This window comes from Actinomadura sp. KC216 (assembly GCF_004348535.1).
Classification (GTDB): domain Bacteria; phylum Actinomycetota; class Actinomycetes; order Streptosporangiales; family Streptosporangiaceae; genus Spirillospora.
In genome coordinates, this window is sequence record NZ_SMJX01000075.1 from 1 (window position 1) to 15,853 (window position 15,853).

Genomic DNA, 15,853 nt, shown 5'->3' on the forward strand with positions numbered 1-15,853 from the left:
CCTCCCCACCCCCCAGATCATGACGCATCCCCACAGCGTGCCCAACCGCGCCGGCGCGGCTGACCGCGTCCTCCGCGCGTCCTCCCCGCAGCACGGCCCCAAGATAGGCTGATCTTTCAGGTGTGGCCGCCGGGGCTGACGATCGTGGGGGCGGGACGATGAACGACCGGCTGATCGAGCTGGAAGTACAGAACTTTCGCAGCCTGCGCAAGATCACCGTGCCACTCGGCCCGCTCAATGTGCTCGTGGGGCCGAACGGTGCGGGAAAGAGCAATGTGCTGGAGGACTTCCGCTTCCTGGCCGACGTTATTCGCACCGACCTGGAACCGGCACTGGAACTCCGGGGGGGCGATGAACTCGCTTTCTGGGGAGGGCCGAAAGAACCCGCGTCGTTCCGGATCAAATTGAGGGCGACGTGGACGGAGCACAGCAGCCCCCGCGCCCCGGACGAGTACACGCTCCGAGTGGAACGGCGAGCGCAAGCCGCGAGAGCCCCCTCCCCGCCATCCCGGAGGCCAAGGTCAAGAGATCGCCGGCAGCAGCGACGACCTTCCGCTCGCGGAGGCTCCTGGTCTAGCGCGGCTTGGGTAGGTCGAGGGTCCCAGGTTCGGCCAGCCACTGCATCGCCTGGCCGGACGCGTTGGCAATCTGGTCGAAGTCGCGGTCGTAGTGGAGGAGAGTAACGCCATGCAGGTCGGCGGCAGCGGCGACAAGCAGGTCAACGGGGCCGGGGGCGCGGTGTTGCCCGCGGGTCGTCAGTTCCCCTTGAACCATCAGCGCGCGCTCATACGCCCGATCGGGCATGGCGAGCCAGCCGAAGACCTCTCCCACTTCGTCGAGCAGGTTGGCCCGATCGGCCGCCGATCGGGCACTGTAATAGATCTCTAGTTCGGTGATCGGGCAGACACCGACGAGTCGGCGGGCGAGCATGTCCTCCCATTGGGCGTACGCCCGGTCGTCGCGAAGCAGACGGACGACGGCGGAGGTGTCGGCGAGCCAGTGCGAGGTCAAGAGGCAGCAGCCCTGCCATCCCCGCCGGCGGGGTTGGGACGGTAGGTGTTCTTGTCGTACATGTCGTCGAACTGCCCTTCCAGGGCCCGTTGACGGAGCCGCGAAAGGGCCCGGCGGCGGCGCAACACGGCGGTGGCCTCGGCGAGTGCCATGTTGACCGTGTCCTTCATGGTGTCGGTGCCGTACAACTCAGCTGCGGCCGCAAGCGCTTCTTCGTCGATGTCAATCAACTTCTTGGTCACGACCTGCCTCCATATATCCAAGCTCCGAGTCAGTATATACCGCCCGGTCTCCTGGTCGGCCTCAGGAGGCCGAAGCATCCGTCCGGGCCGAGTTCGGTGTGCAGGTGGGCGAGCCAGAGAAACGGCGTCGTTTGTCATCGAAAGACGTGAGGTCGGGCCAGACAGCACAGAGCCCCGACCGCCATCTGACCGGGGGCTCGTCGCTCGGGGGTCAGGTCGTGGTCGCCGTGCTTGATCCGGCGGGTGAGTGCGTGCCAGGCGGTGGGGGCGAGGGTGAGCTTGGGGCCGTCCGGGTCCTTGGAGTCGCGTACGCCGATGCTCGGACGTCATTACGCTCACCGCCAACGTGGGCTTCGACTCCGAGGACGCCTCGTCGCAGGTCACGAGCCTCTGGGCGGCCCAGAGGCTCCTCGGCGACGTGCCGCAGAGCGAGCTGCTGCCCTTGACGGCAGCGATCTGCTTCTCCCTGGGCGGACAGGACGCCGCCGCCCCGACCTACTTGCGCGAGGTCCTCACCCAGGTCGCGGCGGACTCGGCAGGTGCGCACGGCGAGCGCCACAACACCGATCCCGACACCTGGCTTCCGGCCGTCGAGTACCTGTACAGGCCGACGCGCTTCGACGATGACGAGCCGGTGGACGAAGCCCTGTGGCACTGCCCTGGTCACCGCACCGCGATGATCCGCACGGCTCGGAGCTCAGCACCGCTTGAACTGTGACCGACGCGCGCGACCGTGTCACCAGCCGCAGACGAGTGGCCGCCCGGGCCGGTTGACGTCTGCGGCGCGCGCACCGCCGCAGGGCGGGCGATGGTCTATTCGGTGATCCCGGCGTAGGCGATCACCTTTCTGGGGCGCAGCCGGACGACGACCTCGCCGGGCACCCCGTTGCGCTTGCCGAACTCCTCGGCCTGGTCCGGCCCCGCGTACCGGGCGCCGGCCCGTGTCGCGACATCGATCAGCTCGTCCAGGTCCTCGCTCAAGGTCACTTCGCCACGGGCCTCGACGTAGGCGAAGGGCGGGGCGTCGTCGTCGACACACAGCGCCGCGCGCGGATTACGCCGCAGGTTGCGCGCCTTGGCCGCTTCACCGTTGGTGGTGAACGCGAACGCTTCGCCGTCGAAGACGTACCAGACGGGAGTGATGTGCGGCGTGCCGTCGGACCCGACCGTGGAGAACTTCCCCGTGCGGGCCCCGCGCGTGACGAAGTCGTGCCACTCCTGCGTCGACATGGTGTGCATGGACATTCCCCTTTCCCATAGTGGTGCCCAGGGCTGGTGCCGCAGAGCGGGTCCGTGGCCGCTTATCCGGCCCCTGGGCGGCGACGGGCGGGCACCGACGCCGCGACCAGCTCATAGGAGTGCGCGACCAGGTCCTTGACCAGCGAGGGGGTGATTTCCTGGCCCGCGGCCAGGGAGATCCAGTGCTTCTTGTCCAGATATCGGCCCGCCATGATCGATTCGTGCCGTCGCCGCAGGGACCGCGCATGCCCGGGCTCGGCCTTCACGGTGATGATCTGCTCGTGCGGGTCGTCGGTGACGATGAGGAAGACCTTCCCCGCCACCTTGTAGACGTCCAGCTTGTCGGTGAACGGACGACCGTGGCTGACGCCGGGAAGCCCGCCTGCCGTGCTGCGGGCCAGGCGCTGAAGCCGGTTTCCGGTGATGGCCATGGCCGCCTCAACCGGTCCCGAAGCGCATCGGATCGACCGGCCGGCGCGACTTGGGCAGATTTCCGACCACCAGCCGGTAGGACTCGGTGACCAGGTCCCGCACCAGCTTCTTGTCGATCGAATTGCCCGGAGCGAGCGTGATCCAATGCCGCTTGTTCATGTGATAGCCGGGGGTGATGTCCGCATACGCCGCACACAGGGCCAGGGCGTCGTCCGGACGCGACTTTACGATCACCACCGGTCGGCCGGGCACTTCGGTCATCAACATGAACCACTTGTCCACGACCCTGGCGGCTTCCCATCCCGGCTCAAACGAGTACAGCGTGGTCGCCGGTAGCTCCTCGGCCCGCTTCTGCGCCGTGCCCTGCAGAGCCTTCCCGTTCAACGCAGCAACCTCCTCGGCCGTTGCAAGTACGGGCGCGCAACACTGCCCACCCTCACCGGACGCTTCAATAGGCATCTCATGCCACTTCAGCCCCTACCCGCCTGTTGGCGCATCCGTACGGGAAGCGGTTATGCGTGCGCAAAGAATCCGCCAGCGCACAGACCGGGTGCCCCGCAGACAACCATTCGCATCACGTGTGACACTGCCCGCTGGGGTCGCGTCCCCCAGCCCTGCTCCGTTGCGTGTGGAAGCGGTCAGGTGAGGTCGTGGTGGCCGTTTTTGATTTGGTGGGTGAGGGTGTGCCAGGTGGTGGGGGCGAGGGTGAGCTTGGGGCCGTCCGGGTCCTTGGAGTCGCGTACGCCGATGTTTCCAGCGAGGTCCGCAATCTCCACGCAGGCACTCCCGCTGGTGTTGCTGCGGCTGGACTTGCGCCACTTGGTCATTGGTAGGTCTCCATCGCTCGTTCGATCAGAGCCCGCGACGGGCCGAGGGGGGTAGCGAGATCGCTTATCCGGTCGTACTTTACTGCGACGCTCTGAACCTCCGCCGGGTCGAGCATGAGCCGCCCCCGCGTGGAGGCGTCGTCGAAGGCGATGTCTCTGTCGTCCACCGTCAGTAGTTGGAACGGGCCGTCGAGCCCGCAGTGCGCTCCGACCTCGCGCTCTAGTACTCGGATGCTGACGTTGGGGAGGTCTCCGATTTCGAGCAGCCGGGCGAGCTGCCCCTTCATGATTTCGGTGCTGCCGATGGGCTGGGCGAGTACCGCCCAGTTGAGGATGACTGAAATGTACGGGAGCCTCGGCCGGTCGAACACGGCCGCCTGCCGGGCCAGCCGTCGCTCCAGGGCTCGGTCGGGGTCGTCGGCGAGTCCGACGCGCAGTGCGGCACGTGCGTAGTCGGGGGTTTGGAACAAGCCCGGGACTAGGACTGTCTCCCACATCCTGTGACGCGTTGCCCGCTCCTCGTACGCCGCGAGGCCCGTCATCCAGTCTCCGGTGTCGATGGCGGTCGCGAAGCGAACGAGGCGCTCGAACAGACCGTTCGTGTGCCACAGCGCGTCGAGCTGCTTGGCGTACCCGTCGGTAAGCCGACGGATGCCGTTCTCCCACCTGGAAACAGTGGAACGATCAACATCCAATTGCTCCGCGAGCTGATTTCCGGACAATTGGTGCAACTCGCGTTGTCTGCGCACCTCAACGGCTATGAGATGCCAGAGCGAGCGGTCTGGGTTGAGATCACTGATCATGATCAAGGGCCTCCCCGGGTGTTGCCGTTCGTTCCGGAACGTAGCGAGGATATCGCTCTGTGTCGCATCCTTGTTGGCGAAAGGGAGAATTCGCTCCGAGCAGGAAAGTGATCTTCATGGGCGCTATTCGCGGTGAGATAAGCGCACTCGACGTCGGCCACAATCCATCGCTCGCCCATCCCGATGACTGGGCAATTGCCCGAATTCGGGCGGAATTCGTTGGTTATCGGATCTGGCGGGCCGTGCGGAAGGACGGGTCGCTCGGGGAGTGGGTGGCGAGCCTGCATGACCCGACGATGGGAGTCGATCCGACCGTCATGCGTCCCACCGCCGAGGAATTGCGCGCGGCGCTGGTCGAGGAGGGCCAGCGCGCCGGGATGCGCGCGAGGTTCCGGTGACGCGCGGAGGCACAGGGAGGCTCCGCGCTGGTCGCCGGTCCCGGGGCCGCTGGTCATAGACCGGCGGGTCCGAAGGCGCGGGCGGTGCGCACCCCCGTCCCCCCGGGTGCACCGCCCGCGTCCCCCGCCTGGAAGACGAGCCGAACACAGTGAGGTGAACCCGATGGATTTCGACAAGGGACGGCATGCGGGGGTGCTCGCGCCGCGCAACGAGCGGCGAGAGTACCTGTCCGCCTTGCACGAGGGCGTGCGGGCGCGCCCGGAGCTGGCGGGCGGGCTGATCGAGCGGCGCGGTGTGAGCTGGGTGAGCGTCGTCCGGTACGGCGGGCCGCGCCGGACGGCCGAGATCGGCTGCGACTTCCGCGACGGCGGGTGGTGGTTCTGCTGGGCGGACAACGGCCACGCCATCGCGCCCGCGTCCGAGATCACCGGCGCGCTCGACGCGATCACGCGCGAGCTCGCAGAGGTGGACGGGCATTCCCCCGGACTCCGTGCCCCGGGCCTGGAGGCGCGCACCCGGGGTGGCGGCATCAACCACGAGGCGCGCGCCGATGGAGGGCATCGTGACCATCACCACTGACCGGGCGGCTCAGGCCGCCAAGGATCCGCGGGAGCTCGTCCCGCCCGAGGTGTGGGACCTCTTGGTCGAGGACCTGCGGCGCTACCACCACGTCACCCGCGATTACGCCGAGCGGATGATGGGGCAGGCGCTGGTCTTCCTGAAGGCGCAGGCGGAGATCGTCCGGGCCCGGCGGGAAGGGCGGGCCTGGGAGCGGATCGTGCCGACCTCGCCCGTCGACCCGGCGTGGCACGCGTTCGTCCTGCGGTCGCAGGCTTACGGTGCGTTCTGCGAGGAGCACGCGGGCGAGTACATCCACCACGTCCCGTACCAGGACGAGGCCGTGCTGAGCGGTGACGCGCTCGAGGCCACCATCCCGCGGCTGGAGGCGACCGGGTACCGGGTGGACGTGGAGTTCTGGCACGGCGAGCGGTCGCCGTGCTGCCCGCCGGAGTGCAACAACATGGCGGGAAGTGACCCACTGCGATGACGCAGCAGATCGCGCCTGACACGACCAGGCGGGCGGGCGTCCAGCCCACGCATTACCACTGCTGCGCGTGGTCGGGTGCCGGACGGGAGTGGGAGCGGCTCGGGAAGACCGACACGCTCGACCTCAACAGCCCGGACCGTCCGCCGGTGCGGACCGTTGACTGGCTGATCAAGTCGGCGCGGTTCGTCGCGGCCGTCCACACCGAACCGGTGGCCGCGCGTGACTGGCTGATGGGTGAGTGGGGCCGGGCGTGCGAGAAGGCGCTGAACCCCGTCCCGGACTGGGTGGGCGGTGAGGAGCGGGCGGCGCGGGCGCTGCGGGCGATCGAGACGTGCTGCTGGCCGTCCTACAGCCAGTGGCTCGCCGGTGGCGTGATCGTGTTCATGGCCGTCCTCGGGACGGACGGGACGTGTCACTGACCACGATGAAGAGCGTCCCTCACCCGCTGCGGAAGTGGGTGAGGGACGTTCGACGTAGGCGGGTGGGTCAGGGGCACGGCTTCCATTGGAGGTAGTAGACCTGCCTGATGCTGCCGTCGTCGGAGCTCAGGGAGAGGGAGTTGACCTTGGTCGGGTCGGGGCCTCTGAAGACTCGCAGTTCCGTGGTGATGTCGAGCGTCGGCTCCGTACCGCACGGTTTCCACACGAGCGGGGACGGCATGTCGGTGAACTGGAAGTGCCCATTACCGGGGCCGCGGATTTCGTACGTCTTCAATTCGTTCTGCGGGTTGCCCTGGAAATTGTGGTTGGCCTTGAGGGTGGCCCTCGTGTTGGACTGAACCTCGGAGGTCAGGCGGTAGTCCGTCTTCCCGATGGCGTAGGAGAAGTCCTTTCGGAAGTCCATCTTCAAGCTGAGCCGGCAGTCCTTGCGAGCGTCGGCGGGCGCCGAGGAGCCGCCCGCCTGGGCCGTGTAGTCGGAGAAGTAGAGGACGAAGGCCTCAAATTCGCCCGACATCTGCGCCCCGACGGTGCCGCGCGGGCACCCGGTGCCGTTCTGGCTCACGATCTCGATCTCGTAAGGCGGGAAGGCCGCCGGCGCGGACGCGGCGGCCGGTGCGACGGAGGCGGTGGACAGGGCGAGCGCTGCGGTGACCGCGGCGGAACGTGCGATCCCCTTGTGCATGCGATTCTCCTTCACGGGGTTGGTAGGCGAGACGGAAGCCGCTGCTGAAGCGGCACGCCCGGTGAGCCCCCGTCACGCAATGTGGCCACCACCGGCCGTGCCGGGTCGCGGTTCCGCTCGCCACGCGGGCGGGCCGGCGGCTTCCTGCGTCTGTCCACAGTCGGTCGACCTCCAAGGGGTCGGAGATGCCGGCGCGGGCAGAGAATGCGACCAGTGATCATCCGCCGGGCAGAACAACTGTTGATCGGCTCGGTGGGGACGGCAAGACTAAAAGCCGTCCACGAACGTCCACGAATGTCCACGGCAGGTGTCCACACAGGTCAGCGCGGGTGAACGCTAAGGAGGGCAGCGACGTATGGACACCGTTTTCGGTCCGGGCCCGGAGAACATTACGACCCCCGAGGAATTCAAGGCCCGGTTGCGTGCCCTGAAGGCGTGGTCAGGGCTGTCGTTCCGGGAAATCGAGCGGCGCGCCCGCCTGGCGGGCGACACGCTGCCGTACAGCACCGGCGAGGCGATGGTCAGTTCACGCCGCCGCAGCCTGCCTCGCGAGGAGCAGGTCGCGGCCTTCACCCGGGCGTGCGGCTGCCCTCCGGCCCAGGTGGACGAGTGGGTCAGGGCGCGACGGCGCATCGCAGCGATGTCCGCCGTTCCCGCGACCGCTCCGGTGGGCGGGTTATCGAGCGCGAAGTGGGACCGCACCGACGTCCGGTCGCCGGGACGGCTGCCTCCGCGCGGTGGCGCCCCCCGGCCCGCGCCCCCCGGCGGGCGGGCACGCCGCTGGATCCTGGCCGGCGCCTGCGCCGCGATATCGCTGACCCTCACCAGCGGCGGGACGCTCGTCCCGGACACCGCCGCGTCCAGCCCACGCTCGTCGTCGCCCCGCGGCTGTCCGGAGACGATCTCCTTGGGGGCCTACGGCCCGTGTGCGCTGCAGATACAGCGCCAACTGCGGAGGAAGGGCATTCCGCTGCCCGAGGACTCGTGGTTCGGCCCGTTCACCAAGCAGCGGCTCGCCGTCTTCCAGGCGTTCGCCAGGCTCCCCATCACCGGCCAGGCCGATCACCGCACCCGCCGCGCCCTCGCCGGACCGGAGCCGATCCAGCGCCGCGCCTGGACGGCCGCACAGGTCGAGCAACGGCTCGCCGAGGTGTTCCCCGAGCAGCGCGACAAGGCCGTCAAGCTCGTCCGGTGCCTGTCCCACCTCGACCCGCTGTGGGTGATGCCGGACGCCCACGGCGTGCGGTACTGGGGTTTGTTCCACTTTTCCGACCCTGAACTGTTCGCGATGGGGGCCGGTCCCGTCGCGGCGCTCGACCCGGAGTGGAGCATCCAGACCGCCCGGATGATCTGGAAGCGGACCAGGGACTTCCGCCACTGGACCTGCAAGCCGTAGGCCGTCACGCCCGGACGACCGGCGTTATCGTGGTGATCATGACGCTGCCGCCATGGCCCGAGGTGCCGATCGTGCAGGCGCCCATGGCGGGCGGGCCGTCCACCCCGGCGCTGGCCGCCGCCGTGTCGGACGCGGGCGGGCTCGGGTTCCTCGCCGCCGGATATAAGCCGGTTGAGGCGATGCGCGCTGACATCGCTGCGACGCGGGAGCTGACGTCCCGGCCGTTCGGGATGAACGTCTTCATGCCGTCGCTGGACGAGATCGACCCGGCCGCCGTTGCCGCCTACCGCGATCGGCTCCTGCCCGACGCCGAGCGCCTGGGTGTGTCGCCGGGAACTCCGGGCGCCCGTGAAGACGCCTACGAGGCCAAGGTCGCCGCTCTGCTGTCCGACCCTCCGGCGTTCGTGAGCTTCACGTTCGGCTGCCCGCCCGCGGACCTCATCGAGGCCTTCCAGGACAACGGAACCGTCGTGATCGTCACCGTGACCAGCGTTGAGGAGGCCCGGCAGGCTTCGGCCGCCGATGCGCTCTGCGTCCAGGGGGCCGAGGCGGGCGGGCATCGTGGCTCGTTCGCCAACACGTCGGACGATCCCGTGCCGTTGCGCACGCTACTTCGGGACGTTCTCGCCGTCACGGGGCAGCCGCTCATCGCGGCGGGTGGGCTGGGGACGGCCGCGGATGTCGCCGAGGTACTGGGGCTCGGGGCTGCGGCTGCGCAGCTCGGGACAGTGTTCGTGCGGTGCCCGGAGAGTGGCGCGAGCGCCGTCCACAAGGCGGCGCTCGCCGATCCGCGCTTCACCTCGACCGCCATGACCAGGGCGTTCAGTGGACGGCCCGCGCGCGGCCTCGTCAACCGGTTCCTGACCGAGCATTCCGCGTACGCGCCCGCCGCCTATCCGGACGTCCACTACGTCACCTCGCCGCTGCGCAAGGCGGCCGCCGCCCAAGGCGATCCGGACGGCGTCAACCTCTGGGCCGGGGAGTCCTTCCGGAACGCCGTTGAGGCTCCGGCTTCTCAGCTTGTCGCGGCCTTGGCCGCCGGAGGCTCTGGAGGCTGAACCGTTTCGCTACCCCAGTTCCACAGGGCTTGGAGGACCGGGCCCAGGGCGCGGCCGTGCGGGGTCAGGGCGTAGCGCGTGCGGGGCGATGCCATTCCTATGAGGTCGGTGCCGTTTTCGTTCCGGAACCGGGGGCTCCGCTCACCGGTGCGGAGGCCCTTGCCGCAAACGTGCAGTTCATGGGGCTGGGAGTGCCGATCGTGGTGAACCCTCGGCACGTCTACACCGCCGGAGACATCGCGCTGCCGATCGTCGACTGGATAATCGACGGTGTGGACCGTGCCGGACGCGCCATCCATATCGAGGGCACGGCCACCGACGTCGCTCGCCGTGGATCCGACGGCCGTTGGCGGTACGTCATTGACAATCCCTTTGGTTGTGCCCCGTCCGGCCATCAGGCATAGCCCATGCGGACGGTATAGAGGTCTTCCAGGTCCGGAATGTCGCCGCTACTCTGCTACTGGCGTCCATGCCGGTTTTGTGCCATGCGCTTGGGAGAGTTCCGCCAGGGACTTGTGTCTGGCCCGCCACCGGCTCCTCAGTGCCCCCCGTCCTGCCGAGGAGTCCCGTGAAACACCACCCCCCCAAGCGTTTCAACTTCATGCACAGACGATGGTCGGCGGCCACCGCCGCCCTGGCCTCGGTGGCCTCGGCGGTCCTGCTGTCGGCCGTCGCGCTGGTCGTGCTGTCGGCGCCCTCGTCCGCCCAGCCCTCCCTCGCCGCCGTCTGCACCTACCCCGCCTGGGGCGAGGGCGGCGCCTACACGGCCGGGACCAAGGTCACCTACAGCGGCCGCGGCTACGAGGCCCTCGTCACCCACACCGCCTACACGGGCGCGGGCTGGAACCCGGCCGCCACCCCCACCCTGTGGCGTGACCTCGGGGTCTGCGACGACTCGCAGCCGCCGACCACCCCGACGACGACGCCTCCCACCACCACGCCGCCGCCCGAGGGCGAGCCGACCTGCGCGGTGAAGGGCAAGCCCGCGGGCAAGATCCTTCAGGGCTACTGGGAGAACTGGGACGGCGCGGCCAACGGCGTCCACCCGCCGTTCGGCTGGAGCCCGATCGAGAACCCCGTCTTCAAGCAGCACGGCTACAACGTGTACAACGCGGCGTTCCCCGTCATCCGCTCCGACGGCACCGTCCTCTGGGAGGACGGCATGGACAACACGGTGAAGGTCGCCACCCCCGAGCAGATGTGCGCGGCCAAGGAGGCCGGCGCGACGATCCTGATGTCGATCGGCGGCGCGACCGCGGGCATCGACCTCGGCTCCCGGAGCGTCGCCGACCGGTTCATCGCGACGGTCGTGCCGATCCTGAAGAAGTACAACTTCGACGGCATCGACATCGACATCGAGACCGGCCTGACCGGGGCGGGCAGCCCCGCGACGCCGTCCACGTCCCAGGCCAACCTGATCCACATCATCGACGGCGTGCTCGCCGCGATGCCGTCCAACTTCGGCCTCACGATGGCGCCGGAGACCGCGTACGTGACCGGCGGCAGCGTCACCTACGGCTCCATCTGGGGCGCGTACCTGCCGATCATCAAGAAGTACGCCGACAACGGCCGCCTGTGGTGGCTGAACATGCAGTACTACAACGGCAGCATGTACGGCTGCTCCGGCGACTCCTACTCGGCCGGGACGGTCGAGGGCTTCGTCAAGCAGACCGAGTGCCTGAACAAGGGCCTCGTCGTCAACGGCGTCACCATCAAGGTGCCGTACGACAAGCAGGCCCCGGGCCTGCCCGCGCAGCCGGGCGCCGGCGGCGGATACATGTCGACGGGCCTGGTCGGCCAGGCGTGGAACAGCTTCAACGGCCAGCTCAAGGGCCTGATGACCTGGTCCATGAACTGGGACGGCTCGAAGAACTGGACCTTCGGCGACAACGTCAAGAGGCTCCAGGGCCGCTAGCAGCGCAACCCCTGCGATGACGGGCCCGGCGGTACCCACCGCCGGGCCCGTCCCGCGTCCGGGCCCGGCGATCCCGCGGGTGGCCTCGGCGGCTTGCCCTTCGAGCTCGGCGCCTGCCCTTGAGCTCGGCCGCTTGACCTTGACGCCGGTGTGAAGGGATACCGTCGCAATCGGGCAAAGCGGTCGCGGAGCGAGGAGGGGCCGATGCGGATCGGGGAGCTGGCCGCCCGCGCCGGTGTGAGCACCCGCACCTTGCGCTACTACGAACAGCAGGGGCTGCTGCCCGCGCGGCGCGCCGCCAACGGCTACCGGCAGTACGAGGAGTCGGACGTCCGGCTCGTCGCGGAGATCCGCTCGCTGCTCGCGGCCGGTTTCACGCTGGACGACACCCGCCCGTTCGTCGACTGCCTGCGCGCCGGACATCCCGACGGCGCCGCCTGCCCCGAATCGGTCGCGGTCTACCAGCGCAAACTCGCCGAGATCGACGCCGACATCCGCGCCATGATCCGCCGCCGCGCCGACATGTCCGACCAGCTGGCCCGGGCGTGCCCGGGCTGCCCGCTCACCCGGGAGGGGACGAATGATCACACTGACGGCGGAGAACTTCGACGCCCACGTGCTCCGCGGCGAGAAGCCGGTACTGGTCGAATTCTGGGCGGACTGGTGTCCTCCGTGCAGGATGATCGCGCCGATCCTTGAGCAGATCGAGGCGGAGCACGGCGACCGCCTGACGGTCGCGAAACTCAACGGCGACGACCATCCCGAAATCGTGTCCCGGTATGGCGTGATGGGGTTCCCGACGCTGAACCTCTACCGGGACGGCGAGGTCGTCCGGCAGATCGTCGGCGCCAAATCCAAGCGGCTCCTGCTCGCCGACCTGGAAGGCCATTTCTGACACGCGCTGTGCAAGGCTCACGATCGTGAACCACGACGACACCCGCCAGGGCTACGACACCGTCGCCGAATCGTACGCCGCGAGATTCCGGGACGAACTCGCCGCCAAACCGCTGGACTGTGCCCTGCTCGCGTCCATCATCGAGCAAACGGCCCCTGACGCCCCTGTTGCCGACCTTGGCTGTGGTCCAGGCCACATTGCGGCCTGGCTCAGCGAAAAGGGCCTGAAGAGCGTGGGAATCGACCTCTCCGCTGCGATGGTCTCGACCGGACGCCGCGAGCACCCGAACGTGGAGTTCCGCGAAGGGGACCTGCTCGAACTGCCCGCCGCGGACGGCGAATTCGGCTCGGCGATCGCGTTCTACTCCATCATCCACCTGGCTCCGTCCGAGCTGCCGAGGGCTTTCGCGGAGGTCCGCCGGACGCTCCGTCCCGAGGGCCTCTTCCTCGTCGCCTTCCACGTCGGAACGCACGTCCGCCATCTGGACGAGTGGTGGGGCCACAAGGTGAACATCGACTTCCAATTCTTCGAGCCCGCCCATATCGCCGACCTTTTGGAGGCCGCAGGCTTCAAGGTGGAGATGCGAATGGATCGGGTCCACCACCCCGACGAGGTGGAAACCCGCCGCGCCTACCTCCTGGCCCGCCGCCGCGCCTGATCCCGGCCGCCGATTCCCGGTCCATCTGATCGTCACCGGGCCACCCGGATATGGAAAGTGCGGTGTTCCCGGGTGGTGGTGACATATGGCTCTTTCGCCACTGTCAATGCGTACACTCCGCGTAATTGACTGACTGCACACGGAGTCCGGCGTGGTCATGACCAGCCGGATTCCGAGGACGCGAGTCGATCACCCCCACCCTCCAAGGAGCCGCCATGTCCATGGCAGCAGCATGCGCGCGAACCCCGGCCAGAACCATGCTCGGCGCCCTCACCCTGGCCGCGGCCGGGCTGTTCGCGGTCCCCGCACCCGCGGCCCACGCCCAGGACGTCGACCTGGTCTGCACCGCCGCGTTCCAGTTCAACTTCACCCCGCCGCTGGACTTCACCACCGTCGACGCCGACGGCGTGGCCACGATCGCGAGCTGCCACTCGCCCAACAACAGCCACCCGCGGCTCCTGTCGGGCCAGGTCAACGGCACGCCCGGAGCCGAGGCCGAGGGTTGCTCCCCGGCGCCGCTGCGCATCGCGGGCGAAACGGCGATCGAGTGGAACACCGGACGCACCAGCCACGTCACCTTCGTGATCAGTACCGACCCCACCAGCGGAGACCTCGGGCTGTCGGCCCACATCGACCGCGGCGTCATGGCCGGAGACACCATCACCGCCGCGCCCGTGATCGCGACTCAGAACGGCCTCTGCGGACTCGGCGGCGTCCGAAGCTTGACGTCGAACGCCGCCGCGTTGACCTTCACCCGCTGACCGTCCCCGCCGCCGCGCGCCGCCCGCCGTCCTGGGAGCGGTAACCGGGAGGGCGCGCATCGTAGCCGGCGCGCGGCGTGGCATTCTGGGCGGCGTGAGTGATCTCGATCGTGTTCGGCTCCGGCTCGATCGGATTCGCGCCGCGGTCGGCGAAATCGACCCTTTGTTCCTCGATACACCGGCGCTGGAGTGCGCGCCGCTCGGCCGGGCGCTCGGATGCTCGATGACGCTGAAAATCGAGACGCTCAATCCGGTGCGAAGCTTTAAAGGGCGCGGCGCCGAAACGGTGGTGGCCGCGGCCCGCGAGAAAGGCGCGTCGCGAATGGTGTGCGCGAGCGCCGGAAATCTCGGGCAGGCGCTGACCTACAGCGGCACGCGACGGGGCCTGGACGTCACCGTCGTCGCGGCGTGCACCGCCAACCCGCTCAAGCTGCGCCGGATCACCGACCTCGGCGCGCAGGTGCGGCTCGAAGGCGAGGACATCGAGGACGCCCGGCTGCTGGCGCGCGAGATCGCGGAGACCGAGGGCGCCTACCTGGTCGAGGACAGCTTGGACCTGGCGACCTGCGAAGGCGCCGCCACCATCGGCCTTGAGCTCGTCCGGGACGATCCGGCGCTCGATGTCGTGCTCGTGGCCGTCGGCGGCGGCGCGATGGCGAGCGGGGTGGGCTACGTCGTGCGCTCGCTCGCCGGTCACGCGCAGGTGATCGGAGTTCAGCCCGCCGGTGCGCCCGCGATGTCGCTGTCGTGGCGACGGGGCACGGTCGTCGAGACCGACCGCATCGAGACGATCGCGGACGGGGCCGCGGGGCGCTGCCCGATCCCCGAGGTCCTGGACGACCTGCTCGTCGTCCTGGACGACATGACGCTTGTCGGCGAGGATTCGATCAAGGCGGGCATGCGCGCGCTCCACGAGCACGCGGGCCTCGTCGTGGAACCGTCCGCGGCGCTCGGGATCGCGGCCGTCCTGGAGCAGCCCGAGCGGTTCGCCGGACGCCGCGTCACCACCATCCTGTGCGGAAGCAACGTGGAACCCGCCGATTTCGCCCAATGGGTGCTGGAACCATCCGCAGGCACCAGCCGCCGATGACCCGCCTCACCCCTTGAGCAGAACGCCGTCCCTCGCCCCTTCCCCTCGGAGGTCCTGCTCGTGAACGTCGGTATCGGGCTGCCCATCGGAGACCCGGCCGTCCTGCTCGACTGGGCGCGACGCGCCGACGCCGGGCCATTCAGCACGCTCGGCCTGCTCGACCGGCTCGTCTACCACAACCCTGAACCCCTGGTCGCGCTCGCCGTTCTGGCAGGCGCCACGTCCCGGGTCCGCGTCCAGACCGAAGTGCTGCTCGCCCCGCTGCGCGAGCCCGCCCTGCTGGCCAAGCAGGCCGCCACGCTGGACCGGATGACCGGCGGCCGGCTGGTTCTCGGCCTCGGCGTCGGGAGCCGGGACGACGACCACCAGGTCACGGGCGTCGACATCCGCACCCGAGGCCGGCGCCTGGACGAGCAGATGGCGGTGATGCGACGCATCTGGTCCGGCGAGCGGTACGGGGACGAGGCCGGCCCGATCGGCCCCGCTCCGGCCCGCCTCGGCGGTCCCGAGGTGCTGTTCGGCGGTTTCAGGCGCGCCGCACTCGCACGCGTCGCACGCTGGGGCGACGGGTTTCTCGCGTCCGCGGCACCGTCAAGGGCGGGCGGGCTGTTCGACGCCGTCCGCGCTCTCTGGAAGGACCACGGCCGCGAGGGCGAGCCCCGCCTCGTCGTGCAGGTCAACGTCGCGCTCGGTCCCCAGGACGTGATCGACGACGCCCGCGCCAACATGCGCGAGTACTACGCGTTCACCGGCGTGCCCGACCGGATGGCCGCCGGAATGCTCACGACCCCCGCCCAGATCCGCGACGCCATCACCGCCTTCGCCGACCTGGGAGCCGACGAGGTCATGCTCTACTGCTACGGCCTCGATCCCACCCAGGTCGACCGCCTGGCCGACATCCTGTAACCGAGGCCTGCACAGACACGGTGATCGGGCCGCACGCCGCCCGCTGAAGAC

General features: G+C 69.2%; 25 protein-coding genes. 16 read left to right on the top strand and 9 right to left on the bottom strand.

Annotated features, from left to right (window positions below; translation table 11 throughout):
• Positions 1–158 precede the first annotated feature (158 nt).
• Positions 159–683, top strand: coding sequence for an AAA family ATPase (locus tag E1264_RS15545; protein WP_132173997.1), 525 nt, complete (start codon positions 159–161; stop codon positions 681–683).
• Here the strand turns inward: E1264_RS15545 and E1264_RS15550 are convergent.
• Both E1264_RS15550 and E1264_RS15555 read right to left on the bottom strand, forming a co-directional pair.
• Entirely contained in the window at positions 574–1,011 is a 438-nt protein-coding gene (locus E1264_RS15550) for a PIN domain nuclease (RefSeq protein ID WP_132173999.1), read from the bottom strand. The genes E1264_RS15545 and E1264_RS15550 overlap by 110 nt on opposite strands.
• The gene (locus E1264_RS15555) at positions 1,008–1,253 is read right to left on the bottom strand and encodes a type II toxin-antitoxin system VapB family antitoxin (protein ID WP_132174001.1); all 246 of its coding nucleotides are present in this window, start codon (positions 1,251–1,253) and stop codon (positions 1,008–1,010) included. The genes E1264_RS15550 and E1264_RS15555 overlap by 4 nt, the downstream gene beginning before the upstream one ends.
• A 346-nt stretch (positions 1,254–1,599) precedes the next feature.
• Between E1264_RS15555 and E1264_RS15565 the strand changes: the two genes are divergently transcribed.
• Positions 1,600–1,971 (top strand): hypothetical protein, encoded by a 372-nt coding sequence (locus E1264_RS15565; RefSeq protein ID WP_132174003.1) that lies wholly within the window; start codon positions 1,600–1,602, stop codon positions 1,969–1,971.
• A gap of 95 nt (positions 1,972–2,066) precedes the next feature.
• Here the strand turns inward: E1264_RS15565 and E1264_RS15570 are convergent, their stop codons facing one another.
• From E1264_RS15570 to E1264_RS15590, 5 genes are all read right to left on the bottom strand, one after another.
• Entirely contained in the window at positions 2,067–2,498 is a 432-nt protein-coding gene (locus E1264_RS15570; RefSeq protein ID WP_347813397.1) for a PPOX class F420-dependent oxidoreductase, read from the bottom strand.
• 56 nt (positions 2,499–2,554) lie between these two features.
• Positions 2,555–2,923 (bottom strand): MmcQ/YjbR family DNA-binding protein, encoded by a 369-nt coding sequence (locus E1264_RS15575; RefSeq protein ID WP_132174005.1) that lies wholly within the window; start codon positions 2,921–2,923, stop codon positions 2,555–2,557.
• A gap of 7 nt (positions 2,924–2,930) precedes the next feature.
• A complete protein-coding gene (locus tag E1264_RS15580; RefSeq protein WP_132174007.1) occupies positions 2,931–3,308 on the bottom strand; it encodes an MmcQ/YjbR family DNA-binding protein in 378 nt (125 codons plus the stop codon).
• Positions 3,309–3,562: 254 nt separating this feature from the next.
• Positions 3,563–3,751, bottom strand: coding sequence for a DUF397 domain-containing protein (locus E1264_RS15585; protein ID WP_132174009.1), 189 nt, complete (start codon positions 3,749–3,751; stop codon positions 3,563–3,565).
• Positions 3,748–4,554 (bottom strand): helix-turn-helix transcriptional regulator, encoded by an 807-nt coding sequence (locus E1264_RS15590; protein WP_132174011.1) that lies wholly within the window; start codon positions 4,552–4,554, stop codon positions 3,748–3,750. The genes E1264_RS15585 and E1264_RS15590 overlap by 4 nt, the downstream gene beginning before the upstream one ends.
• 116 nt (positions 4,555–4,670) lie before the next feature.
• Between E1264_RS15590 and E1264_RS15595 the strand changes: the two genes are divergently transcribed.
• From E1264_RS15595 to E1264_RS15610, 4 genes are all read left to right on the top strand, one after another.
• Positions 4,671–4,952: a hypothetical protein gene (locus E1264_RS15595; RefSeq protein ID WP_132174013.1), complete on the top strand. Its 282-nt coding sequence runs from the start codon at positions 4,671–4,673 to the stop codon at positions 4,950–4,952.
• Between the two features lie 163 nt (positions 4,953–5,115).
• On the top strand, positions 5,116–5,532 hold the full coding sequence (locus tag E1264_RS15600) for a hypothetical protein (protein ID WP_132174015.1): 417 nt from the start codon (positions 5,116–5,118) through the stop codon (positions 5,530–5,532).
• Positions 5,516–6,001 carry a hypothetical protein gene (locus tag E1264_RS15605; RefSeq protein ID WP_132174017.1) on the top strand — a complete coding sequence of 162 codons (486 nt, stop codon included), beginning with the start codon at positions 5,516–5,518 and terminating at the stop codon, positions 5,999–6,001. Before E1264_RS15600 ends, E1264_RS15605 begins: the two co-directional genes overlap by 17 nt.
• Positions 5,998–6,420: a hypothetical protein gene (locus E1264_RS15610; protein ID WP_132174019.1), complete on the top strand. Its 423-nt coding sequence runs from the start codon at positions 5,998–6,000 to the stop codon at positions 6,418–6,420. The genes E1264_RS15605 and E1264_RS15610 overlap by 4 nt, the downstream gene beginning before the upstream one ends.
• Before the next feature lie 67 nt (positions 6,421–6,487).
• Here E1264_RS15610 and E1264_RS15615 read toward each other — a convergent pair whose 3' ends face one another.
• Positions 6,488–7,123, bottom strand: a complete 636-nt coding sequence (locus tag E1264_RS15615; RefSeq protein ID WP_132174021.1) for a DUF4360 domain-containing protein — start codon at positions 7,121–7,123, stop codon at positions 6,488–6,490.
• A 355-nt stretch (positions 7,124–7,478) separates the two neighbouring features.
• Between E1264_RS15615 and E1264_RS15620 the strand changes: the two genes are divergently transcribed.
• Both E1264_RS15620 and E1264_RS15625 read left to right on the top strand, forming a co-directional pair.
• Positions 7,479–8,519: a peptidoglycan-binding protein gene (locus E1264_RS15620; RefSeq protein ID WP_132174023.1), complete on the top strand. Its 1,041-nt coding sequence runs from the start codon at positions 7,479–7,481 to the stop codon at positions 8,517–8,519.
• Between the two features lie 38 nt (positions 8,520–8,557).
• Positions 8,558–9,577 (top strand): nitronate monooxygenase, encoded by a 1,020-nt coding sequence (locus tag E1264_RS15625; protein WP_132174025.1) that lies wholly within the window; start codon positions 8,558–8,560, stop codon positions 9,575–9,577.
• Here E1264_RS15625 and E1264_RS46230 read toward each other — a convergent pair.
• On the bottom strand, positions 9,535–9,672 hold the full coding sequence (locus E1264_RS46230) for a winged helix-turn-helix transcriptional regulator (protein WP_132174027.1): 138 nt from the start codon (positions 9,670–9,672) through the stop codon (positions 9,535–9,537). The genes E1264_RS15625 and E1264_RS46230 overlap by 43 nt on opposite strands.
• A gap of 84 nt (positions 9,673–9,756) precedes the next feature.
• On the opposite strand from E1264_RS46230, the gene E1264_RS15635 reads away from it, so the two are divergent.
• The 8 genes from E1264_RS15635 to E1264_RS15670 all read left to right on the top strand — a co-directional run bounded on the left by E1264_RS15635 (position 9,757) and on the right by E1264_RS15670 (position 15,802).
• Entirely contained in the window at positions 9,757–9,981 is a 225-nt protein-coding gene (locus E1264_RS15635; protein WP_207935945.1) for a hypothetical protein, read from the top strand.
• A 164-nt stretch (positions 9,982–10,145) separates the two neighbouring features.
• Positions 10,146–11,492 (top strand): glycosyl hydrolase family 18 protein, encoded by a 1,347-nt coding sequence (locus E1264_RS15640; RefSeq protein WP_243710949.1) that lies wholly within the window; start codon positions 10,146–10,148, stop codon positions 11,490–11,492.
• 204 nt (positions 11,493–11,696) lie between these two features.
• Complete coding sequence (locus E1264_RS15645) at positions 11,697–12,191, top strand: MerR family transcriptional regulator (protein ID WP_207935941.1); 495 nt, start codon at positions 11,697–11,699, stop codon at positions 12,189–12,191.
• On the top strand, positions 12,073–12,387 hold the full coding sequence (gene trxA, locus E1264_RS15650) for a thioredoxin (protein ID WP_132174031.1): 315 nt from the start codon (positions 12,073–12,075) through the stop codon (positions 12,385–12,387). The genes E1264_RS15645 and trxA overlap by 119 nt, the downstream gene beginning before the upstream one ends.
• Positions 12,388–12,412: 25 nt before the next feature.
• Positions 12,413–13,045: a class I SAM-dependent methyltransferase gene (locus tag E1264_RS15655; protein WP_207935942.1), complete on the top strand. Its 633-nt coding sequence runs from the start codon at positions 12,413–12,415 to the stop codon at positions 13,043–13,045.
• A 221-nt stretch (positions 13,046–13,266) separates the two neighbouring features.
• Complete coding sequence (locus tag E1264_RS15660) at positions 13,267–13,806, top strand: hypothetical protein (protein WP_132174035.1); 540 nt, start codon at positions 13,267–13,269, stop codon at positions 13,804–13,806.
• Between the two features lie 94 nt (positions 13,807–13,900).
• The gene (locus E1264_RS15665) at positions 13,901–14,896 is read left to right on the top strand and encodes a pyridoxal-phosphate dependent enzyme (RefSeq protein ID WP_207935943.1); all 996 of its coding nucleotides are present in this window, start codon (positions 13,901–13,903) and stop codon (positions 14,894–14,896) included.
• Between the two features lie 60 nt (positions 14,897–14,956).
• Positions 14,957–15,802, top strand: coding sequence for an LLM class flavin-dependent oxidoreductase (locus tag E1264_RS15670; RefSeq protein WP_132174039.1), 846 nt, complete (start codon positions 14,957–14,959; stop codon positions 15,800–15,802).
• Positions 15,803–15,853: the final 51 nt, after the last annotated feature.

Excerpts from the sequence above, each read along its gene's own strand:
- E1264_RS15635 (WP_207935945.1), top strand. The coding sequence starts at position 9,757 with ATGGGGCTGGGAGTGCCGATCGTGGTGAACCCTCGGCACGTCTACACC.
- E1264_RS15590 (WP_132174011.1), bottom strand. The coding sequence starts at position 4,554 with ATGATCAGTGATCTCAACCCAGACCGCTCGCTCTGGCATCTCATAGCC.
- E1264_RS15625 (WP_132174025.1), top strand. The coding sequence starts at position 8,558 with ATGACGCTGCCGCCATGGCCCGAGGTGCCGATCGTGCAGGCGCCCATG.
- E1264_RS15585 (WP_132174009.1), bottom strand. The coding sequence starts at position 3,751 with ATGACCAAGTGGCGCAAGTCCAGCCGCAGCAACACCAGCGGGAGTGCC.
- E1264_RS15545 (WP_132173997.1), top strand. The coding sequence starts at position 159 with ATGAACGACCGGCTGATCGAGCTGGAAGTACAGAACTTTCGCAGCCTG.
- E1264_RS15570 (WP_347813397.1), bottom strand. The coding sequence starts at position 2,498 with ATGTCCATGCACACCATGTCGACGCAGGAGTGGCACGACTTCGTCACG.
- E1264_RS46230 (WP_132174027.1), bottom strand. The coding sequence starts at position 9,672 with ATGGCATCGCCCCGCACGCGCTACGCCCTGACCCCGCACGGCCGCGCC.
- E1264_RS15615 (WP_132174021.1), bottom strand. The coding sequence starts at position 7,123 with ATGCACAAGGGGATCGCACGTTCCGCCGCGGTCACCGCAGCGCTCGCC.
- E1264_RS15620 (WP_132174023.1), top strand. The coding sequence starts at position 7,479 with ATGGACACCGTTTTCGGTCCGGGCCCGGAGAACATTACGACCCCCGAG.
- E1264_RS15645 (WP_207935941.1), top strand. The coding sequence starts at position 11,697 with ATGCGGATCGGGGAGCTGGCCGCCCGCGCCGGTGTGAGCACCCGCACC.
- trxA (WP_132174031.1), top strand. The coding sequence starts at position 12,073 with ATGATCACACTGACGGCGGAGAACTTCGACGCCCACGTGCTCCGCGGC.
- E1264_RS15595 (WP_132174013.1), top strand. The coding sequence starts at position 4,671 with ATGGGCGCTATTCGCGGTGAGATAAGCGCACTCGACGTCGGCCACAAT.
- E1264_RS15575 (WP_132174005.1), bottom strand. The coding sequence starts at position 2,923 with ATGGCCATCACCGGAAACCGGCTTCAGCGCCTGGCCCGCAGCACGGCA.
- E1264_RS15610 (WP_132174019.1), top strand. The coding sequence starts at position 5,998 with ATGACGCAGCAGATCGCGCCTGACACGACCAGGCGGGCGGGCGTCCAG.
- E1264_RS15660 (WP_132174035.1), top strand. The coding sequence starts at position 13,267 with ATGGCAGCAGCATGCGCGCGAACCCCGGCCAGAACCATGCTCGGCGCC.
- E1264_RS15600 (WP_132174015.1), top strand. The coding sequence starts at position 5,116 with ATGGATTTCGACAAGGGACGGCATGCGGGGGTGCTCGCGCCGCGCAAC.